The following is a 15,444-nucleotide window of genomic DNA, read 5'->3' on the forward strand; positions in this document are numbered from 1 at the left end:
AACGTTCATGCCATCCACGCGAAAGTGGCGGCCATGATACGTCGTCCTTATCGACAGCGCACCCAGCCGCCGGCGACCTGCTGCACGACGCCTTCAAGTTCCAGCATCATGAGTTCCGAGGCGCATTCGGCGATGGATTTTCCCGCGCGCTCGACCAGCACATCTATTGCGACCGGCTCAGCGCCGAGGTAGGCGGCAAGCCCGGTCAAAGGCGCATCCGCCGGGCCTGAATCCATCGACTGAGCCGGGCACGGCGCAGATACCGGCAACAGCAACTCGCCAAGGATGTCGTCAACGTCGATCACGAGTTTGGCGCCCTGCTGCTGAATAAGGTGCAGACACCCGCGCGCCTGAGGATTCGAAAGGCTTCCTGGCAGTGCAAACACTTCTCGATTCTGCTCGAGCGCCAGCCGAGCACTGACCAGCGACCCACTTTTCAACGTCGCCTCGACCACCAGCACGCCAAGTGCAAGCCCCGTAATCAGACGGTTACGCCGGGGAAAGAACTGGGGCCTGGCCTGAACGCCGGGCGGATGCTCACTGAGCAGCAGCCCCCCTTCGGCGACGATGCGCTCACGAAGGCGCTGATGCTGGCGCGGATACACCACATCGATCCCACAACCAAGCACGGCGACCGTCGGCGCACCGGCCTCGAGTGCGGCCTGATGACAAAGACCGTCCACACCCAGCGCCAGACCACTGATCACGGCAAGGCCCTGCTGCGCTAATGCCTGTGAAAACCGGCGCGCGTTGAACGCCCCTTCCGAGGTCGGCTTGCGCGTACCGACCATGGCAAAGCCGGGCAACGTAAGCGCTGAGTAGGCGCCATGCGCCCACAAGACGATGGGTGGGTCAGGCAGCTCATCGAGTACGCTCGGCCACGCCGCACACGAGGGCGTCACTACCGAGCGGGCCTCACCGTCGCACCAGCGAAGATACGCCGATACGCGCAGGCCAAGCGGACTTTCAAGAGGGTCACACAGATAGGCCTGTAACGGTACGCGCGCCTTGGGTGAAAGCGCGGAAAGCCAGGCCTCGGGCCAGGCAAGGGCCTGCTCACGAAGTGCCTTGACAGTGCGAGGCCCCACCCCCGGAAGCAGCGACAAGGCAACCCACGCCTCGGGCGTGACCGGCTCGAAAGGCTCATGGTCTTTGGAGACAAGGCCCGTGGGAAAAAGGCCCGTTGAAAAAAGCGGCGCTGTCATAGGCTCGGCTCACTAACGACCGTGTCGCCGACTGCCACCGGTCGCGCGCTTTGGTGAATGCGCGCAAGGCTTGCCGAGGCGCTCATCGCAACAACACTCAAGTGCCCGCCCGACTGCGATAGCCTTCCCACGTCACTGACCGGCTGCCTGGCATGATCCACCGGCGACAACCGAAGCCGTTGCCCCACGTCAAGCCCGTCGCGGTAGCCGCGATTCAAAAGCACCAGACTCCCGGCCCCGGTATAGATTGCCCCGCCTTCAAGCCATTGAATGCGCGCATCGATACCGCCCGGCCCCCCAAGGGCTGCATGCTCGAGAAAATCCGGTTCGGTGGGCGCATCAAGCGGCCCAAGACGGGTCGCCATGTCGATTGGCTCACCGGCAGAGACAATCTCGAGCCGCGTCACACCCTGGGCACGCTCGAGCACGCGCGCCTCCCCGACCCGCTTCAATAGCCGCACGCCATCAGGCAGTACCGAAGCCCCTGCCACCTCGCGGTAGAGGCCGAGCCGCGCCCCCATGGCCGCCTGCCCGTCGCTGAATACGATAGCGCCCTTGCCAAGCACCAGATGCTCGCCCTGCTGGCCGGTCAGTGCGGAAAACGCGCCCAGTCCGGCCTTGGTTACGAAGCGATAACGCGATGCGCCACCGAAGGGCTCATGCGCATCGATCAGAGCGGTCGACCCGGCTGTAGCCACACGCACCGATGGGGAAAGCCTTGCAACTCGGCTGCCCCGCTCGAGCAGTAGGGTCGGCGTTGCCTCTCGGGTGACCAGCCTCAGCGTATCCCCTGCGTGTAGGGTCGGCGGCGCGGCCACGTCTTTGTTTTTGGCCCAGAGCTCGGGCCACTGACTCGCATCGCTTACGTAGCGCTCGACGATCGAGCGCGACGACGCCCCCTCCGGCACAACCCAGTGGCTTGGCGCATGCGGCATCAACGTGACTGCCCACGCCCCGTGGGCGACAAGAAAGCCACCCAACCCGACTGCCCTGACCCACGCCTGCCGGTGTGACCGCTTCGGTAATACGCTCATCAAGTTCAATCCCCTGCGCTCTGGCGCCGGTTCCGTTACGCGCGCGCCCACACTACAATAGGCGCATTGCACCCCTTCAAGGCGCCTGCCCCTGCTTTTCTTCATTTACGGCGGGGTCAATGCCGCCTTGAAGCGTTAATGACCAACCGGGACCGACCCATGGCCTTATTAGAGATTCTTGAATACCCCGATCCCCGCCTTCGCACCAAGGCCGCGCCCGTCGAATCCTTCGATGACGAGCTGCAGACGTTGATCGACAACATGCTTGAAACCATGTACGACGCGCCCGGCATCGGGCTTGCCGCCACTCAGGTCGACCAGCACCGGCGTCTTGTCGTCATGGACGTCAGTGAAGACAAGTCCGACCCGCGGGTACTCATCAACCCCGAGTACACCCCGATCGGCGATGAGATGGCACCGCTGCAGGAAGGCTGCCTCTCCATTCCGGACTCCTACGTCGAGGTTCCGCGTTATCTTCAGGTGCATCTGCGCGCGCTTGACCGTCACGGCACGCCGTATGAACTGGACGCCGACGGCCTGCTGGCCCACTGCATTCAGCACGAACTGGATCATCTGGAAGGCGTGCTGTTCGTGGATTACCTCTCCTCGCTCAAGCGCGAGCGCATCAAAAAGAAGATGCAGAAACGCCATAAGCAGATGAGCTGAATTCCCTACTGCGCGCCGCGTTGATCCGCGGCGCCGACGCCTTACAGGAACTGTCATGCCTGACACCCTTCGCGTTGCCTTTGCAGGCACTCCCGAATTTGCCGCTGAAAGTCTTAAAGCCCTGCTGTCCTCGCGCCACGAGGTCGTCGGCGTCTGGACGCAGCCCGACCGTCCGTCAGGCCGAGGTCGGCGGATGACCCAAAGCCCAGTCAAGACGATCGCGCAGGAGCAGGAGATCGAGGTCTACCAGCCGGTCTCGCTCAAAAACACGGAAGACCAGGAGACGCTTCGCGCCCTCGCCCCTGACGTGCTGGTCGTGGTCGCCTACGGCTTGCTGCTGCCACAGGCCGTGCTCGACATCCCGCGCCTTGGCGCCATCAACGTGCACGCCTCGCTCTTGCCGCGCTGGCGTGGGGCGGCACCAATCCAGCGGGCGATCGAGGCGGGAGACGCCGAGACGGGCGTCACCATCATGCAGATGGATGCAGGCCTCGACACCGGCGACATGCTTGCAAAAACGAACGCCCAGATCGACATCGACGTCACCGGTGGCGCACTGCATGCAACGCTTGCCGCACAGGGCGCGGTCGCGCTGGTCGACACCCTCGACGCGCTCGCGTCCTCCACGGTGACCGCCACGCCTCAGCCCGAGACCGGCGTAACCTACGCGCACAAGCTGACCAAGGCCGAAGCCGAGCTCGACTTCTCGCGGCCGGCCACGGAACTTGCCCGCCGTATTCAGGCGTTCAACCCGTGGCCCGTGGCCTGGACAAGCCTTGGCGACCAGAAACTTCGCCTGTGGCGCGCGCGCGCCATTGCCCATGACGGCAACGAGGCGCCCGGCACCGTGCTCGACGGCCCCAGGGGCACCCTGCGCATCGCCTGTGGCGATGGCGCACTGGATATTCTCGAAGCGCAGCTTCCCGGCGGTAAACCGCTGCTGGTCGAGGCGCTCACTCACAGCAAAGGGGCATTGTTCGCCCCCGGCACCCAACTGACAGGCCGTTGTTCATGAGCCAAGCACGCGCCCTCGCGGCCACCACCCTGGCCCGGGTACTGACCCACCAGGGGTCTCTCTCCACCATGGCGCCGGAGAACCTTCCGCCGCGCGATCATGGCTTTTACAAGGCGCTCTGCTTTGGGGTCTGCCGAGAGCTCCCGCGCCTGAACGCGCTCGCAGAAGAGCTCCTGAGACAGCCCTTCAAGCGAAAGGATCAGGACATTCAGGCCCTCTTGCTGCTGGGGCTTTATCAGCTCTACCACATGCGCGTGCCGGCCCACGCCGCCGTGGGTGAAACCGCGGGTGCGGCCAAGACCCTCAAGAAACCCTGGGCGACGCGCGTGCTCAACGGCTGTCTGAGACGCGCCGAGCGCGAGCGGGTCGAGCTTCAGGCCAAGGTCGATACGCTGCCTGAAGCCGCGCTTCGTCATCCGCGCTGGATGATCGACGCCATCAAGCACGCCTGGCCCGAGCAGTGGTCATCGATTCTTGCCGGCAACAACATCCCGGGGCCGATGACGCTTCGAGTCAATGGCCGCCGCCAGAGCCGCGACGCGTATCTGGCGCGACTGGAAGCCGCCGGCATGAGCGCAACGCCCGTGGCCGGCACCGAGATGGGGCTGACGCTCGAGACGCCGTGCGACGTCGAGCAACTGCCAGGCTTCGTAGAGGGCGACGTCAGCGTGCAGGACACGGCCGCCCAGCTCGCCGCCCCATTGCTCGCGCCCTACCTTACTGATAACGCGCGCGTGCTCGATGCGTGCAGCGCGCCGGGCGGCAAGGCCGCGCATCTGCTCGAGCGCTTTTCGACACTTGAGCTTACCGCGCTCGACAGTGACTCAACGCGGCTTGGCCGTGTGGACGCGACCCTTTCACGCCTTGGGCTCGACGCCACGCTGAGACACGGCGATGGCACCGGTACCGACTGGTGGGACGGCACACCGTTTCAGGCGATTCTCTGCGACGCGCCGTGCTCGGGCACCGGCGTCATTCGCCGTCACCCCGACATCAAGTGGCTTCGCACGCCCGAGGATCTGGACACGCTTGCCGTCACTCAGGCCGCGCTTCTGGACAGTCTCTGGACCCTGCTTGCCCCGGGTGGCGTGCTGCTGTACGCCACCTGCTCGGTGATCCCGAAGGAGAATCAGGCCCAGATCGAAAAATTCCTGAGCCGAACCCCCGAGGCGGTCAGTCTGCCGCTGCCGCTCGAGCTTGGCCTTGCCACCGACAATGGCCGGCAGCTACTGCCGACCGAGCACGGCCACGACGGCTTTTTCTACGCCCTGATCTCGAAGCCGGCGGCCTAAACCGCGTCGATCGAGAGTCGGGGTCGCGACAGGAGGTGCGATGTGATGAGTAAACGAAGCGCGTTGATCGTGGTAGACGTTCAGCCTGACTTCATGCCGGGTGGCCCCCTGGCCTGCCATGAGGGCGACACCATCGTGCCCGGCATCAATCGCCTGCTTGAGGCGCGCTGCTTCGAGCGTGTGGTCGCCACTCAGGACTGGCATCCGGCAGGCCACGCCTCCTTCGCAAGCCAGCACTCGGGGGCGGCGCCATTTGACACCGCGTCTCTTCACGGCGTGCCCCATACGCTGTGGCCGGACCACTGCGTCCAGGGCAGCCGTGGCGCCGCGCTCGCCCCGGCGCTTGAGACCGACCGAATCGACCTGATCCTTCGAAAGGGCACGCATCCGGCCATCGATTCCTACAGCGCCTTTCAAAACAACATCGGCCCGGATGGTACGCGCACACCGACCGGGCTTGCCGGCTGGCTTTCGGATGCTGGCATCACCCACGTCTATTTGTGTGGGCTTGCGCGCGACGTGTGCGTGCTCTGGAGCGCGGAAGACAGCCAGAACTTGGGATTTGAAACACATGTGCTATGGTCATTAACACGACCGGTGACGCCGGAGACCGATGGGGCGACTCGTACTCGCCTCGAGGCACTTGGCATCACCCTCATCGAGGAAGACCCTACCCACGCAAGGAGCGCACATGAGTGACAATGTTTATAAATCCGTTGAATTGACCGGCTCGTCCAAGACAAGCATCGAAGACGCGGTCGAACGCGCGCTTGAAAAAGCGAGCAGCACCATCGAAAACATGCAGTGGTTCGAAGTCACGTCCACGCGTGGCCACATCGTCGACAACAAGGTCGGCCACTGGCAGGTCTCGATCAAGGTTGGCTTCACGCTCGAGTAAGCCACCTCCCATCGGGGCGCTCAAGCGCCCCGATGGTTCACCGACCACCCGCCTCGTTGCTCGCCCCGCCCCGCCCCGTTACCATGAGCCCTCGTTCAGGGGACACGTCGCACCATGAAAATCATTATCCTCGGCGCCGGCCAGGTCGGCGGCACGCTTGCCGAGCATCTAGCCCACGAAGACAACGACATCACCGTCATCGATACCGACAACGATCGGTTGCGCGATCTTCACAATCGGCTTGATATCCGAACCATTCTCGGCCCGTGCTCATATCCGCTGATCCTGCGTCAGGCCGGCTGCGAGGACGCCGACATGTTGATCGCGGTGACCAATTCCGATGAAGTCAACATGATCGCCTGTCAGGTCGCCCATAGCCTCTTTCGAACGCCGACCAAGATCGCGCGCGTACGCTCGACCGCGTACCTGACCCGAAAGGGCCTCTTTTCGAACGATGCCATCCCGATCGATGTGCTCATAAGCCCCGAGCAGGTGGTGACCAACCACATCCGGCGGCTGATCGAGTATCCGGGCGCGCTTCAGGTGCTGGACTTCGCCAATGGCCTGGCGCAGCTGGTTGCGGTCAAGGCGTTCTATGGCGGACCGCTGGTCGGGCAGGAGCTTCGCTTTCTAAGACGGCACATGCCAAACGTCGATACCCGCGTGGCCGCGATCTACCGGCGCAATCGGCCGATCATTCCCAGAGGGGATACAGTGATCGAGGCCGACGATGAGGTGTTCTTCATCGCGGCGCGCAAGGACATCCGCGCGGTCATGGGGGAGCTTCGAAAGCTCGAACGTCAGTTTCGCCGAGTCATCATCGCCGGCGGCGGGCACATCGGCGAGCGGCTCGCGGAAACGCTCGAGCACAACTATCAGGTCAAGATCATCGAGCAGAATCTGTCGCGCTGTACCGCGCTTTCCGAGGCGCTCGACCGCACCGTGGTTCTTCACGGCAGTGCGACCAGCAAGCAGCTGATGGTCGAGGAAAACATCGAGGACTGCGACATCTTCTGCGCGCTGACCAACGACGATGAAGTCAACATCATGTCGTCGATGCTCGCCAAGCGGCTCGGGGCCAAGAAGGTACTGACTCTGATCAACAACGCCGCCTACGTCGATCTGGTTCAGGGCGGTGAAATCGACATCGCGATCTCACCGGAGCAGACCACCATCGGCAGCCTGCTGACACATGTGCGTCGCGGCGACATCGTTAACGTCCATTCGCTCAGACGCGGCGCGGCCGAGGCCATCGAGGCCATCGCGCACGGTGACGAGCGCTCATCGAAAGTCGTCGGCAAGGCGGTGGAAAATATCGAATTGCCCGAAGGGGTAACCATCGGCGCGGTCGTGCGTGGCAAGAGCGTATTGGTGGCTCATCACGACCTGGTGGTAGAGTCCAATGACCACGTGATTCTGTTCGTGGTGGACAAGCGGCGCATGAAGGAAGTCGAACGTCTGTTTCAGGTGGGACTTACGTTTTTCTAGCAACGTGAATAGAACAGCGCCTTGAAAGAACTCCAGCGGAGACCTGTACTCCGCTGGCATCGAGACGGGCGATTACATGCGCACGTCGAGCTTTTGAATGTCGATACTGACCAGTTTGCCTTTGACGGCATTCATCAGTGCCTTGTAGTGGGTGGTGTTTTCATGGGCTTTAAGTGCAGCACCATCCCGCCACCGTTCGACCATGAGAAACAGGGACGTATTGTCCTCATCCCGGGTCAGAACGTACATTTCGCACCCATCATCATCACGGGAAGGCGTCACTACATCTCTGAGCGCCTTTTCGACCGTCTTTTCGTGAGGCTCTTCGGCCTCGATGGTGGCAATCACCATGACACTCATACCCACCTCCCTGAAAACAGCGCCTTATCGGTTCCATAGTAGAACACTTTCATCGATCACTTCATGCCCTAATTGCAGACCGATCCCTGCAAGGATCAGCGCAATGGCAAGATCGATCATCTGCCAGGCCCGAGGACGGGCGAGAACACCTGCGCTCAGGCGGGCTGTGAACCCGAGTAGGCAAAACCAGCTTACCGACGCAAGCATCGTACCACCGACGAACATAAGACGCGTTGATTCCGGATAGCGACTGGCAAGCCCTGCCAGAAGCACCCAGGTATCCAGATAGACATGCGGGTTCAAGAAGGTCACGCCGGCAAGTGTCAGCAAGAGCGCTCGCCGGTCTTTAATCGAGGCGGGGGCGGCCATGAGTGCGCCGGGGGCAAACGCGCGTCTCAACGCATGAAGTGCGTAGAGCACTAAAAGCACCGCCCCGAGCGCCTTGATGGTCCAGAGCGTTCTCGTCATGCCGGAAAGCCAGTAACCAAGACCAAGGCTTCCGATTGCAATCAGGCCCACATCCGTAGCCGCACAGAACACGACCGCTGTCCTTACGTGCACCCCGGCAAGCCCCTGACGCAATACCAGTGCATTTTGCGGCCCGATGGCCACGATCAGCCCCCAGCCGAGCACCACCCCCTCGATGAATGCCTGCCCCATTTCGCGTCTCCTGACAAAACCGTCAGCAGACCACGACAGGTGCAGCGCTGCCATGAAAGCTGCTATTCCCTCATTAGCAGGGGTAATGCATGAACGGGGGCGTCACGACACATAAGCGCTGATGTTTACTGTCCAATCAGCGTTGGTGTTTGCGGGCCAGTTGACGCTCCATCGCAGGCGTCGAGGTTTCGGTCGTGTGATGGCGCCGACTTTCGGCGTAGCAGGTATTGAAGATGTCGAAGTAGTCATCGAGCACCTGCGCGGCACGCGCGTCACCGGCAAGCGTCAGAAGCTCTGCCCCGACCTCGGCCGTGCACAGATGCGCGTCAGAGGCCGACTTTCTAAGGCGATAACGCGTGGTACGCGTACTCGACAGCGGCAACACATTCAAATCCTGAAGGTACGGACTCTTTCGAAACATCTTGCGCGCCTGTCGCCAGGTGCCATCGAGCAGGATGAACAGCGGCCGCCGCGTCTGCTCGAGCGCACGCTCGACCGCATCAGGGCCCACCACACGGTCGGCGTAGTCGGGCTGGTCGTCAGGAAAGATGATCAGGGGCAGATACGCCGGGTCGTTCAAAAGCGTCAACAGCTCAGGGTCATGCTCTGTGCGCGACCAGGTAAACACAGGCGTTTCCGGCAGACAGTCGCGAATCAGGCGCCCGGTATTGGTTGGCTTGTTGTGCTCGAGCCGATGGGTCAAGAGCACGAACCTTGCCCGACTCTCGGTTGTGACCTTATAGGGGCACAGGCAGTTGCGCTCGGGCATTCGACACGTCGGGCAACGCACCACGAAACTGCCACGGGCGTTGAAGGGCTTGGGCGGATGGCCGCTTGAGGAGACCGGCTCATTCATGAGGCGCGCTCGCCTTTAGCATCACCTGCGCTCCTGTCATCACTGCGCCGTTTCCAGAACCCGGCCAGAAGCGACCCTGAAATGTTGTGCCACACCGAAAAGAGCGCCCCGGGAAGGGCAGCCGCTGCCGAGAAGAACTGGCTGGCAAGCGCGACCGCAAGGCCGGAATTCTGCATCCCGACCTCGATGGCAAGCGTACGCGCTGTACGTTCATCGAGGCGGAAGAGCCGGGCGATGCCATAGCCACCGGCAAGGCCTGTGAGGTTATGAAGCACCACAGCCAGCGCAACCAGTGGCCCAAGGGAGGCCAACCGGCCTGCGTTGAGCGCGACGACGATCGCAATGATCGAAACGATGGCTAGCATTGCAATGCTTGCAAGCATCGGCTCTATGCGCTGAATGTGACGGGCCAGCACATGATGCATCACCACCCCGGCAATGATCGGCACGACGACGAGCTTTCCGATCGACCACAGCATGCCCGAGACCGGGACCGCAATGCTCTCGCCCATGTACGCCCATACCAGAAGCGGCGTCATCACGATCGACAACAGCGTCGAAACCATCGTCATGCTGACCGACAGCGCCACGTTGCCGCCGGCAAGCCAGGTCATCACGTTCGAGGCGGTGCCGCCTGAAGTCGCCCCCACCAGCACCATCCCGATCGTCAGCATCGGAGAAAGCCCGAGAAGCGTTGAAATGAGAAAGGCCGCCAGCGGCATGAGCGTATATTGCAGCACGATACCGATCGCGATCGGCCAGGGCGCCTTGAAGACCCGTACGAAATCGGCTTTCGAAAGCGTCAGGCCCATCACGAACATGATCAGTGCCAGAAGCGGCTGAATGGCGGGCTTGCCCTCGGCAAACACGTTGGGTGCAAATGCGGCAATGACGGCGATGCCGATGGCCCACACCGGAAAAAGGCGGTTGAAGCGTGTGAACATGATCTGTGTCCAGAACCGAAAATGGCAGGCGCAGGGCACCTGACGGTCACTGATACCGAGAAGGCAGACTCAGCCTCTTGCTGTCGATCCAGTGATCGACCAGCTCGGGCACATGAGTAGCAGCAGGCCCGACGATCGGCGTCGCCCCGGTGCCTTTCACGAGCGCATCGGCGTTCGGGTCGATCACCACTTTCGAGGTAATGTCCGAAGCTTCATCGATCAATGCCGCAGCCGGCATGACCTTGAGCGACGTACCAACCACCAGCACCCAATCAGCATCAGCCATGATATGGCAGGCGGTATCATAAAGCAGAACCGGCTCGCCAAACCAGACAACATGCGGCCTTAACTGGTAGCCCTTGTCGCACTGATCGCCAAGCTCAATGCCCTCATCGCCACGTAGACGATAAAGCATCTTGCTGTCGACCGAGGAACGGGCCTTGAAGATATCACCGTGCAGATGCAACACGTCCCGGGAACCGGCCCGTTCGTGAAAGTTATCGATGTTCTGGGTGATGATGCTGACACGCACTCCGCTCTCCTCAAGCCGCGCCAGTGCGTGATGAGCGGCGTTCGGCTCGGCGGCTCTGATCTCATCGCGACGAGCGTTGTAGAAAGCCAGCACGCGCTCGGGGTCACGCTCCCAGCCTTCCGGGGTCGCGACGTCTTCGATGCGGTGATCCGCCCAGAGGCCCTGACTGTCTCTGAACGTACTTATGCCGCTTTCGGCACTGATCCCTGCACCGGTAAGAACAACCACATGGGGCATGACATGCTCACTTCATGAAACGTTTCTAATCGACAGTTACCGAGACCCTAGCGCATTAGCCTCTCTAATAGGCGCCTAGAGTAAAACGTGCGCGGGATCAGAGCAAATGAGCCTGTGACGGAGCACCCCATTTCCCCGGAGTTCGCCCGTTTTGTTAACCTGGATTAATTAATTGTGGCAAAATCGCCTCTCTACCCCACTCACGACCCTGCCCGTTCGATGCAATTACACCCTCTGCTCTATCGCGACGATACACTTGTCGTCACGCATAAGCCTTCCGGCCATTTCGTGCACAGAAGCGCGCTTGATCCACACGTGACCGACATTATGCTGCAGGAGCTTCGAGACCAGCTCGGTCAGTGGGTCTATCCCGTTCACCGACTGGATCGACCCACCTCGGGGCTCATGCTGTTTGCGCTCTCAAGCGACCACGCCCGAACGCTTACCAGGCAGTTCGAGGCACACACTGTCGAAAAACGCTATCTGGCCATCGTGCGAGGCTTCGGCCCTGATGAGACCATGATCGACCGGGCGCTTCGTGAAGAAGACGGCCATCGCCCCAAAAAGGAATGCCCTGCCATGCCGGCCCGCACGCTTATTCGTCGCCGAGCCTGTGTCGAATGGCCTGCACGGATCGACCGTTTCGACACCAGCCGCTTCAGCCTGATGGAAGCCCGGCCTGTAACCGGCCGACGCCACCAGATCCGACGGCATCTCAGCCACGCGGGACACCCCATCATCGGCGATGCCAAGCACGGCAAGGGCATCTACAACCGCTACGTCGCCGAGCATCTTGGCTGTCAACGGCTTCTACTCGCAGCCACGCATCTGGCGTTTGACCATCCGTTTGATGGCCGGCGCATCACCATCGACTGCCCGGTTGCCGACGACATGGCCCGGCTGATGACCCGCTTTGGCTGGGCGGAACACATTGGCGCCGTCAATGTGCAACAATACGCCCGTCACTGACAGGACTCGGCTCGATTCACTTTTTTCAGGCAACTATGGATACGGATTACGACTTTCGCTTCGGCGGCGTGAGACGCCTTTACGGCCAGACCACCACCGCCCGGTTCAAACAGGGGCACATCGTGGTGATCGGCATCGGCGGGGTCGGCAGTTGGAGCGTCGAGGCGCTGTCCCGCTCAGGCGTTGGCCGGCTGACCCTGATCGACCTTGACGACGTCTGCACCTCAAACATCAATCGTCAGATTCACGCCCTCGATGGCACTGTGGGCCAACCCAAGATCGAGGTCATGGCCGAACGGGCTCGCCTTATTCATCCCGGCATCGAGGTGACCTGCTGCCACGGCTTCATCACCGCCGACAACCTTGACAAGCGCCTGCCAGACGACGCCGACGTCATTATCGACGCCATCGACAACGTCGAGGCCAAGAGTGCGCTGATCAATTACTGCAAACGACGCAAGCGGCCACTGGTCGTGACCGGCGGCGCCGGTGGGTTGATCGACCCCACCCGAGTGCAGCGCACGGATCTTTCACGCACAGAACATGACCCGCTTCTGGCCAAGGTGCGCTATCAACTGCGCCGCAGCTACGGCTTCACCCGTAACCCCAAGCGAAGCTTCGGTGTGCGCTGCGTCTACTCCGACGAGCAGCGCCGCTACCCGGACGGCCAGGGCGAAATATGTGCCAGCAAATCAGGGCTTGGTGACAGTACCCGGCTTGACTGCGCGGCCGGCTTCGGCGCCGCTACCTTCGTGACCGGAAGCTTTGGCTTTGCCGCCGCCGCACTGGCGCTTGAACTGCTCGACCGCAACGCACCCACCCAGGAGACCGACTCATGAGTGCCAAACGACCCGCTCCCGGCATCTATCAGCATTACAAGGGCGCCCTCTACGAAGTGCTTGGCATCGCCCGACACAGCGAAACCGAGGAAGAGCTGGTGGTTTATCGCGCCCTGTACGGTGACTACGCCCTGTTCGTGCGCCCACTGACCATGTTCATCGAGACCGTGGACGTACAGGGCGAGCCGGTGCCGCGCTTTCAGCAAACACGCGCGTTTTCAGACGGTTAAGCCCGACCCTGAAAACCTTCGGCTAAAAACCACCTGGCATAAAAAAAGCCGCCCGAAGGCGGCTTTTTCTACAGAAGGCGATCCAGTTACTCGCCGCCTTCTTCACGCTCGTTGGCAGCATTCATCTGCTTGGCGTGGTAGTTCTCGAGACCGACTTTCTTGATCAGCTCAAGCTCGGTTTCGATGATGTCGATGTGCTCTTCTTCCTCGGCAAGAATTTGCTTGAGCAGATCATGGCTGACCCAGTCTTCGACCGAGGTGCAGTACTTGATCGCTTCAAGTAGGTCCTTGTGACCCTTGTACTCGGCGGCCAGGTCGCTCTTGAGCATTTCTTCGGTGTCTTCACCGATGCCCAGCTTGCCAAGGTCCTGCAGGTTCGGAACGCCGTCCAGGAACAGAATACGCTCGATCAGGAGATCGGCGTGCTTCATTTCTTCGATGGACTCTTCGTATTCCCACTTGGCAAGACCGTGAAGGCCCCAGTTGCGGTACATACGTGCGTGCAGGAAGTACTGATTGATGGCGACGAGTTCGTTGCCGAGGATGATGTTCAGGTGCTCGATGACCTTGGGATCACTCTTCATGGACTTCTCCTCATACTGGTTATTGTTCATAAACCGCTTTGAACGCGGCCTGTGATGTTCGATGCAGCCAGTATAGTGATCCAATCCGAAATTTCGAGACTTTTTTAAACTTTTTTAACCTCGGTTTAAAACTGAAAATACGAACAATTCGTAGTGGGTAGTGAGGCTGAAAACAGCTTACACCGCGTAGGCCAGATCGAAGTCTTCGAACTTCTGAGCGAGCGCATCGTCAACGATCGCCTTGGCCATGCAGGCGCATTTTCCACATTGGGTGGCGCACTCGGTTTCGATGCGAACTTCGCGCCAGCTATTGGCACCGTCGGTTACCGCCTGCTTAAGTTGACGGTCGCTCACGCCCTTGCACAAACATACAAACATGGCTTTCCTCCCAAGTGGAAAGCCAAATGTAAATAATTCGCATAGACACGTGCAAATAGATTCTATGCTCGCTTCACTCCCGCTTCAGTTGAGAATGCCTATCAATTATGTCTGACATTAAGACGCGAACCGCAAGCGACGCCCGCGGCCCGACGCCGAAGCTCCCTGTTACCCTCTAGATATCCAGCCCCTGCATATCCAGTACAACTCGGCCCTCAATGTGCCCTTGCTTCATTCGATCGAACACCTCATTGATGTTCTCGAGCCGGTCGGTGGTGACCGTTGCCTTGACCAACCCCTCGCCCGCCAGATCGAGCGACTCCTGAAGATCGAGGCGTGTACCGACAATCGAGCCGCGCACCGTGATGCCGTTGAGCACCATGTCAAAGATCGACAGCGAGAACTCGCCCGGCGGCAAGCCGTTGAGCGCGATGGTGCCGCCGCGGCGAACCATGGCCATGGCTTGCGTGAACGCGGTCTCGGACACGGCCGTCACCAGCGCCCCATGGGCACCGCCGATCTCCCGCTTGAGTACCGTACCGGGGTCTTCATTGCGGGCGTTGATGGTGAGCGCGGCGCCCAGTCGTTTCGCAAGCGCGAGCTTGTCATCGGCGACATCGATGGCCGCCACATGCATGCCCATGGCGCGCGCATACTGCACCGCCACGTGACCAAGCCCACCGATGCCTGAAATCGCCACCCACTGCCCCGGTTTGACCTCGCTCACCTTGAGGCCCTTGTAGACGGTGACGCCGGCGCAGAGAATCGGCGCAATCTCGACGAAATCACTGCCCCTGGGCAGATGCCCGACGTAGTTGGCGTCGGCCAGCACAAAATCGGCGTAGCCTCCATCGACGCTGTAGCCGGTATTGTCCTGCGCTTCACACAGTGTTTCCCAGCCGCCCAGGCAGTGCTCACAGTGGCCACAGGCCGAATACAGCCAGGGCACCCCGATGCGGTCGCCCTCTTTCAGATGCGTGACGCCGGCGCCTACGGCTTCGACGAACCCGACGCCCTCGTGCCCCGGAATGAAGGGAGGGTTGGGCTTGACCGGCCAGTCGCCCTGGGCAGCGTGCAGGTCGGTATGACACACACCTGAGGCTTCGACCTTCATTCGTACCTGCCCGGGGCCGACCTCGGGCACCGATACTTCGCGAATCTCCAGTGGTTTATTGAACTCGGTTACGACAGCTGCCTTCATGGTCGCCATGATCCACCTCTCGCGTCATTGAAAAAGGGCACCGAAGTGCCCCTCTT

19 protein-coding genes are annotated in these 15,444 nt (G+C 61.2%); 9 read left to right on the forward strand and 10 right to left on the reverse strand.

Annotated elements, in window-relative coordinates; genetic code table 11:
• Positions 1 to 47: 47 nt before the first annotated feature.
• Together dprA and NAT49_RS06220 are read right to left on the reverse strand one after the other, a co-directional pair.
• Complete coding sequence (gene dprA, locus NAT49_RS06215; RefSeq protein ID WP_251592162.1) at positions 48 to 1,205, reverse strand: DNA-processing protein DprA; 1,158 nt, start codon at positions 1,203 to 1,205, stop codon at positions 48 to 50.
• The gene (locus NAT49_RS06220) at positions 1,202 to 2,239 is read right to left on the reverse strand and encodes a hypothetical protein (protein WP_251592164.1); all 1,038 of its coding nucleotides are present in this window, start codon (positions 2,237 to 2,239) and stop codon (positions 1,202 to 1,204) included. Before NAT49_RS06220 ends, dprA begins: the two co-directional genes overlap by 4 nt.
• Before the next feature lie 159 nt (positions 2,240 to 2,398).
• On the opposite strand from NAT49_RS06220, the gene def reads away from it, so the two are divergent.
• The 6 genes from def (at position 2,399) to trkA (ending at position 7,598) form a co-directional block, all read left to right on the forward strand.
• A complete protein-coding gene (def, locus tag NAT49_RS06225) occupies positions 2,399 to 2,905 on the forward strand; it encodes a peptide deformylase (protein WP_251592173.1) in 507 nt (168 codons plus the stop codon).
• A 55-nt stretch (positions 2,906 to 2,960) separates the two neighbouring features.
• Positions 2,961 to 3,920 (forward strand): methionyl-tRNA formyltransferase, encoded by a 960-nt coding sequence (fmt, locus tag NAT49_RS06230; RefSeq protein WP_251592175.1) that lies wholly within the window; start codon positions 2,961 to 2,963, stop codon positions 3,918 to 3,920.
• Positions 3,917 to 5,212: a 16S rRNA (cytosine(967)-C(5))-methyltransferase RsmB gene (gene rsmB, locus NAT49_RS06235; protein WP_251592183.1), complete on the forward strand. Its 1,296-nt coding sequence runs from the start codon at positions 3,917 to 3,919 to the stop codon at positions 5,210 to 5,212. Before fmt ends, rsmB begins: the two co-directional genes overlap by 4 nt.
• A gap of 45 nt (positions 5,213 to 5,257) precedes the next feature.
• Positions 5,258 to 5,911: a bifunctional nicotinamidase/pyrazinamidase gene (pncA, locus tag NAT49_RS06240; RefSeq protein WP_251592185.1), complete on the forward strand. Its 654-nt coding sequence runs from the start codon at positions 5,258 to 5,260 to the stop codon at positions 5,909 to 5,911.
• Positions 5,904 to 6,110 (forward strand): dodecin, encoded by a 207-nt coding sequence (locus tag NAT49_RS06245; RefSeq protein WP_251592187.1) that lies wholly within the window; start codon positions 5,904 to 5,906, stop codon positions 6,108 to 6,110. The genes pncA and NAT49_RS06245 overlap by 8 nt, the downstream gene beginning before the upstream one ends.
• A gap of 114 nt (positions 6,111 to 6,224) precedes the next feature.
• Positions 6,225 to 7,598, forward strand: coding sequence for a Trk system potassium transporter TrkA (gene trkA, locus NAT49_RS06250; protein ID WP_251592188.1), 1,374 nt, complete (start codon positions 6,225 to 6,227; stop codon positions 7,596 to 7,598).
• A gap of 72 nt (positions 7,599 to 7,670) precedes the next feature.
• On the opposite strand, the gene NAT49_RS06255 is transcribed toward trkA, so the two are convergent.
• The 5 genes from NAT49_RS06255 to NAT49_RS06275 form a co-directional block, all read right to left on the reverse strand.
• Positions 7,671 to 7,958, reverse strand: coding sequence for a putative quinol monooxygenase (locus NAT49_RS06255; protein WP_251592190.1), 288 nt, complete (start codon positions 7,956 to 7,958; stop codon positions 7,671 to 7,673).
• Positions 7,959 to 7,982: 24 nt separating this feature from the next.
• Positions 7,983 to 8,618: a LysE/ArgO family amino acid transporter gene (locus NAT49_RS06260; RefSeq protein ID WP_251592198.1), complete on the reverse strand. Its 636-nt coding sequence runs from the start codon at positions 8,616 to 8,618 to the stop codon at positions 7,983 to 7,985.
• A 136-nt stretch (positions 8,619 to 8,754) separates the two neighbouring features.
• Complete coding sequence (locus NAT49_RS06265) at positions 8,755 to 9,474, reverse strand: tRNA-uridine aminocarboxypropyltransferase (RefSeq protein WP_251592200.1); 720 nt, start codon at positions 9,472 to 9,474, stop codon at positions 8,755 to 8,757.
• Complete coding sequence (locus NAT49_RS06270) at positions 9,471 to 10,418, reverse strand: bile acid:sodium symporter family protein (protein ID WP_251592202.1); 948 nt, start codon at positions 10,416 to 10,418, stop codon at positions 9,471 to 9,473. The genes NAT49_RS06265 and NAT49_RS06270 overlap by 4 nt, the downstream gene beginning before the upstream one ends.
• Positions 10,419 to 10,464: 46 nt before the next feature.
• Entirely contained in the window at positions 10,465 to 11,187 is a 723-nt protein-coding gene (locus NAT49_RS06275; protein WP_251592204.1) for a Sir2 family NAD-dependent protein deacetylase, read from the reverse strand.
• Positions 11,188 to 11,406: 219 nt separating this feature from the next.
• Between NAT49_RS06275 and NAT49_RS06280 the strand changes: the two genes are divergently transcribed.
• The 3 genes from NAT49_RS06280 to NAT49_RS06290 are packed head-to-tail and all read left to right on the forward strand — an operon-like array spanning position 11,407 to position 13,225.
• Complete coding sequence (locus NAT49_RS06280) at positions 11,407 to 12,156, forward strand: pseudouridine synthase (RefSeq protein WP_251592209.1); 750 nt, start codon at positions 11,407 to 11,409, stop codon at positions 12,154 to 12,156.
• Between the two features lie 35 nt (positions 12,157 to 12,191).
• Complete coding sequence (gene tcdA / locus NAT49_RS06285; protein ID WP_251592211.1) at positions 12,192 to 12,995, forward strand: tRNA cyclic N6-threonylcarbamoyladenosine(37) synthase TcdA; 804 nt, start codon at positions 12,192 to 12,194, stop codon at positions 12,993 to 12,995.
• Positions 12,992 to 13,225 carry a DUF1653 domain-containing protein gene (locus NAT49_RS06290; RefSeq protein WP_251592213.1) on the forward strand — a complete coding sequence of 78 codons (234 nt, stop codon included), beginning with the start codon at positions 12,992 to 12,994 and terminating at the stop codon, positions 13,223 to 13,225. The genes tcdA and NAT49_RS06290 overlap by 4 nt, the downstream gene beginning before the upstream one ends.
• Before the next feature lie 86 nt (positions 13,226 to 13,311).
• Here the strand turns inward: NAT49_RS06290 and bfr are convergent, their stop codons facing one another.
• From bfr to adhP, 3 genes are all read right to left on the reverse strand, one after another.
• Positions 13,312 to 13,809 (reverse strand): bacterioferritin, encoded by a 498-nt coding sequence (gene bfr / locus NAT49_RS06295; protein WP_251592215.1) that lies wholly within the window; start codon positions 13,807 to 13,809, stop codon positions 13,312 to 13,314.
• Positions 13,810 to 13,986: 177 nt separating this feature from the next.
• Positions 13,987 to 14,187 (reverse strand): (2Fe-2S)-binding protein, encoded by a 201-nt coding sequence (locus NAT49_RS06300; protein ID WP_251592222.1) that lies wholly within the window; start codon positions 14,185 to 14,187, stop codon positions 13,987 to 13,989.
• Between the two features lie 175 nt (positions 14,188 to 14,362).
• A complete protein-coding gene (gene adhP / locus NAT49_RS06305; RefSeq protein WP_285836071.1) occupies positions 14,363 to 15,388 on the reverse strand; it encodes an alcohol dehydrogenase AdhP in 1,026 nt (341 codons plus the stop codon).
• Positions 15,389 to 15,444: the final 56 nt, after the last annotated feature.

The organism is Larsenimonas suaedae (assembly GCF_023712105.1).
Taxonomy (GTDB): Bacteria; Pseudomonadota; Gammaproteobacteria; order Pseudomonadales; family Halomonadaceae; genus Larsenimonas; species Larsenimonas suaedae.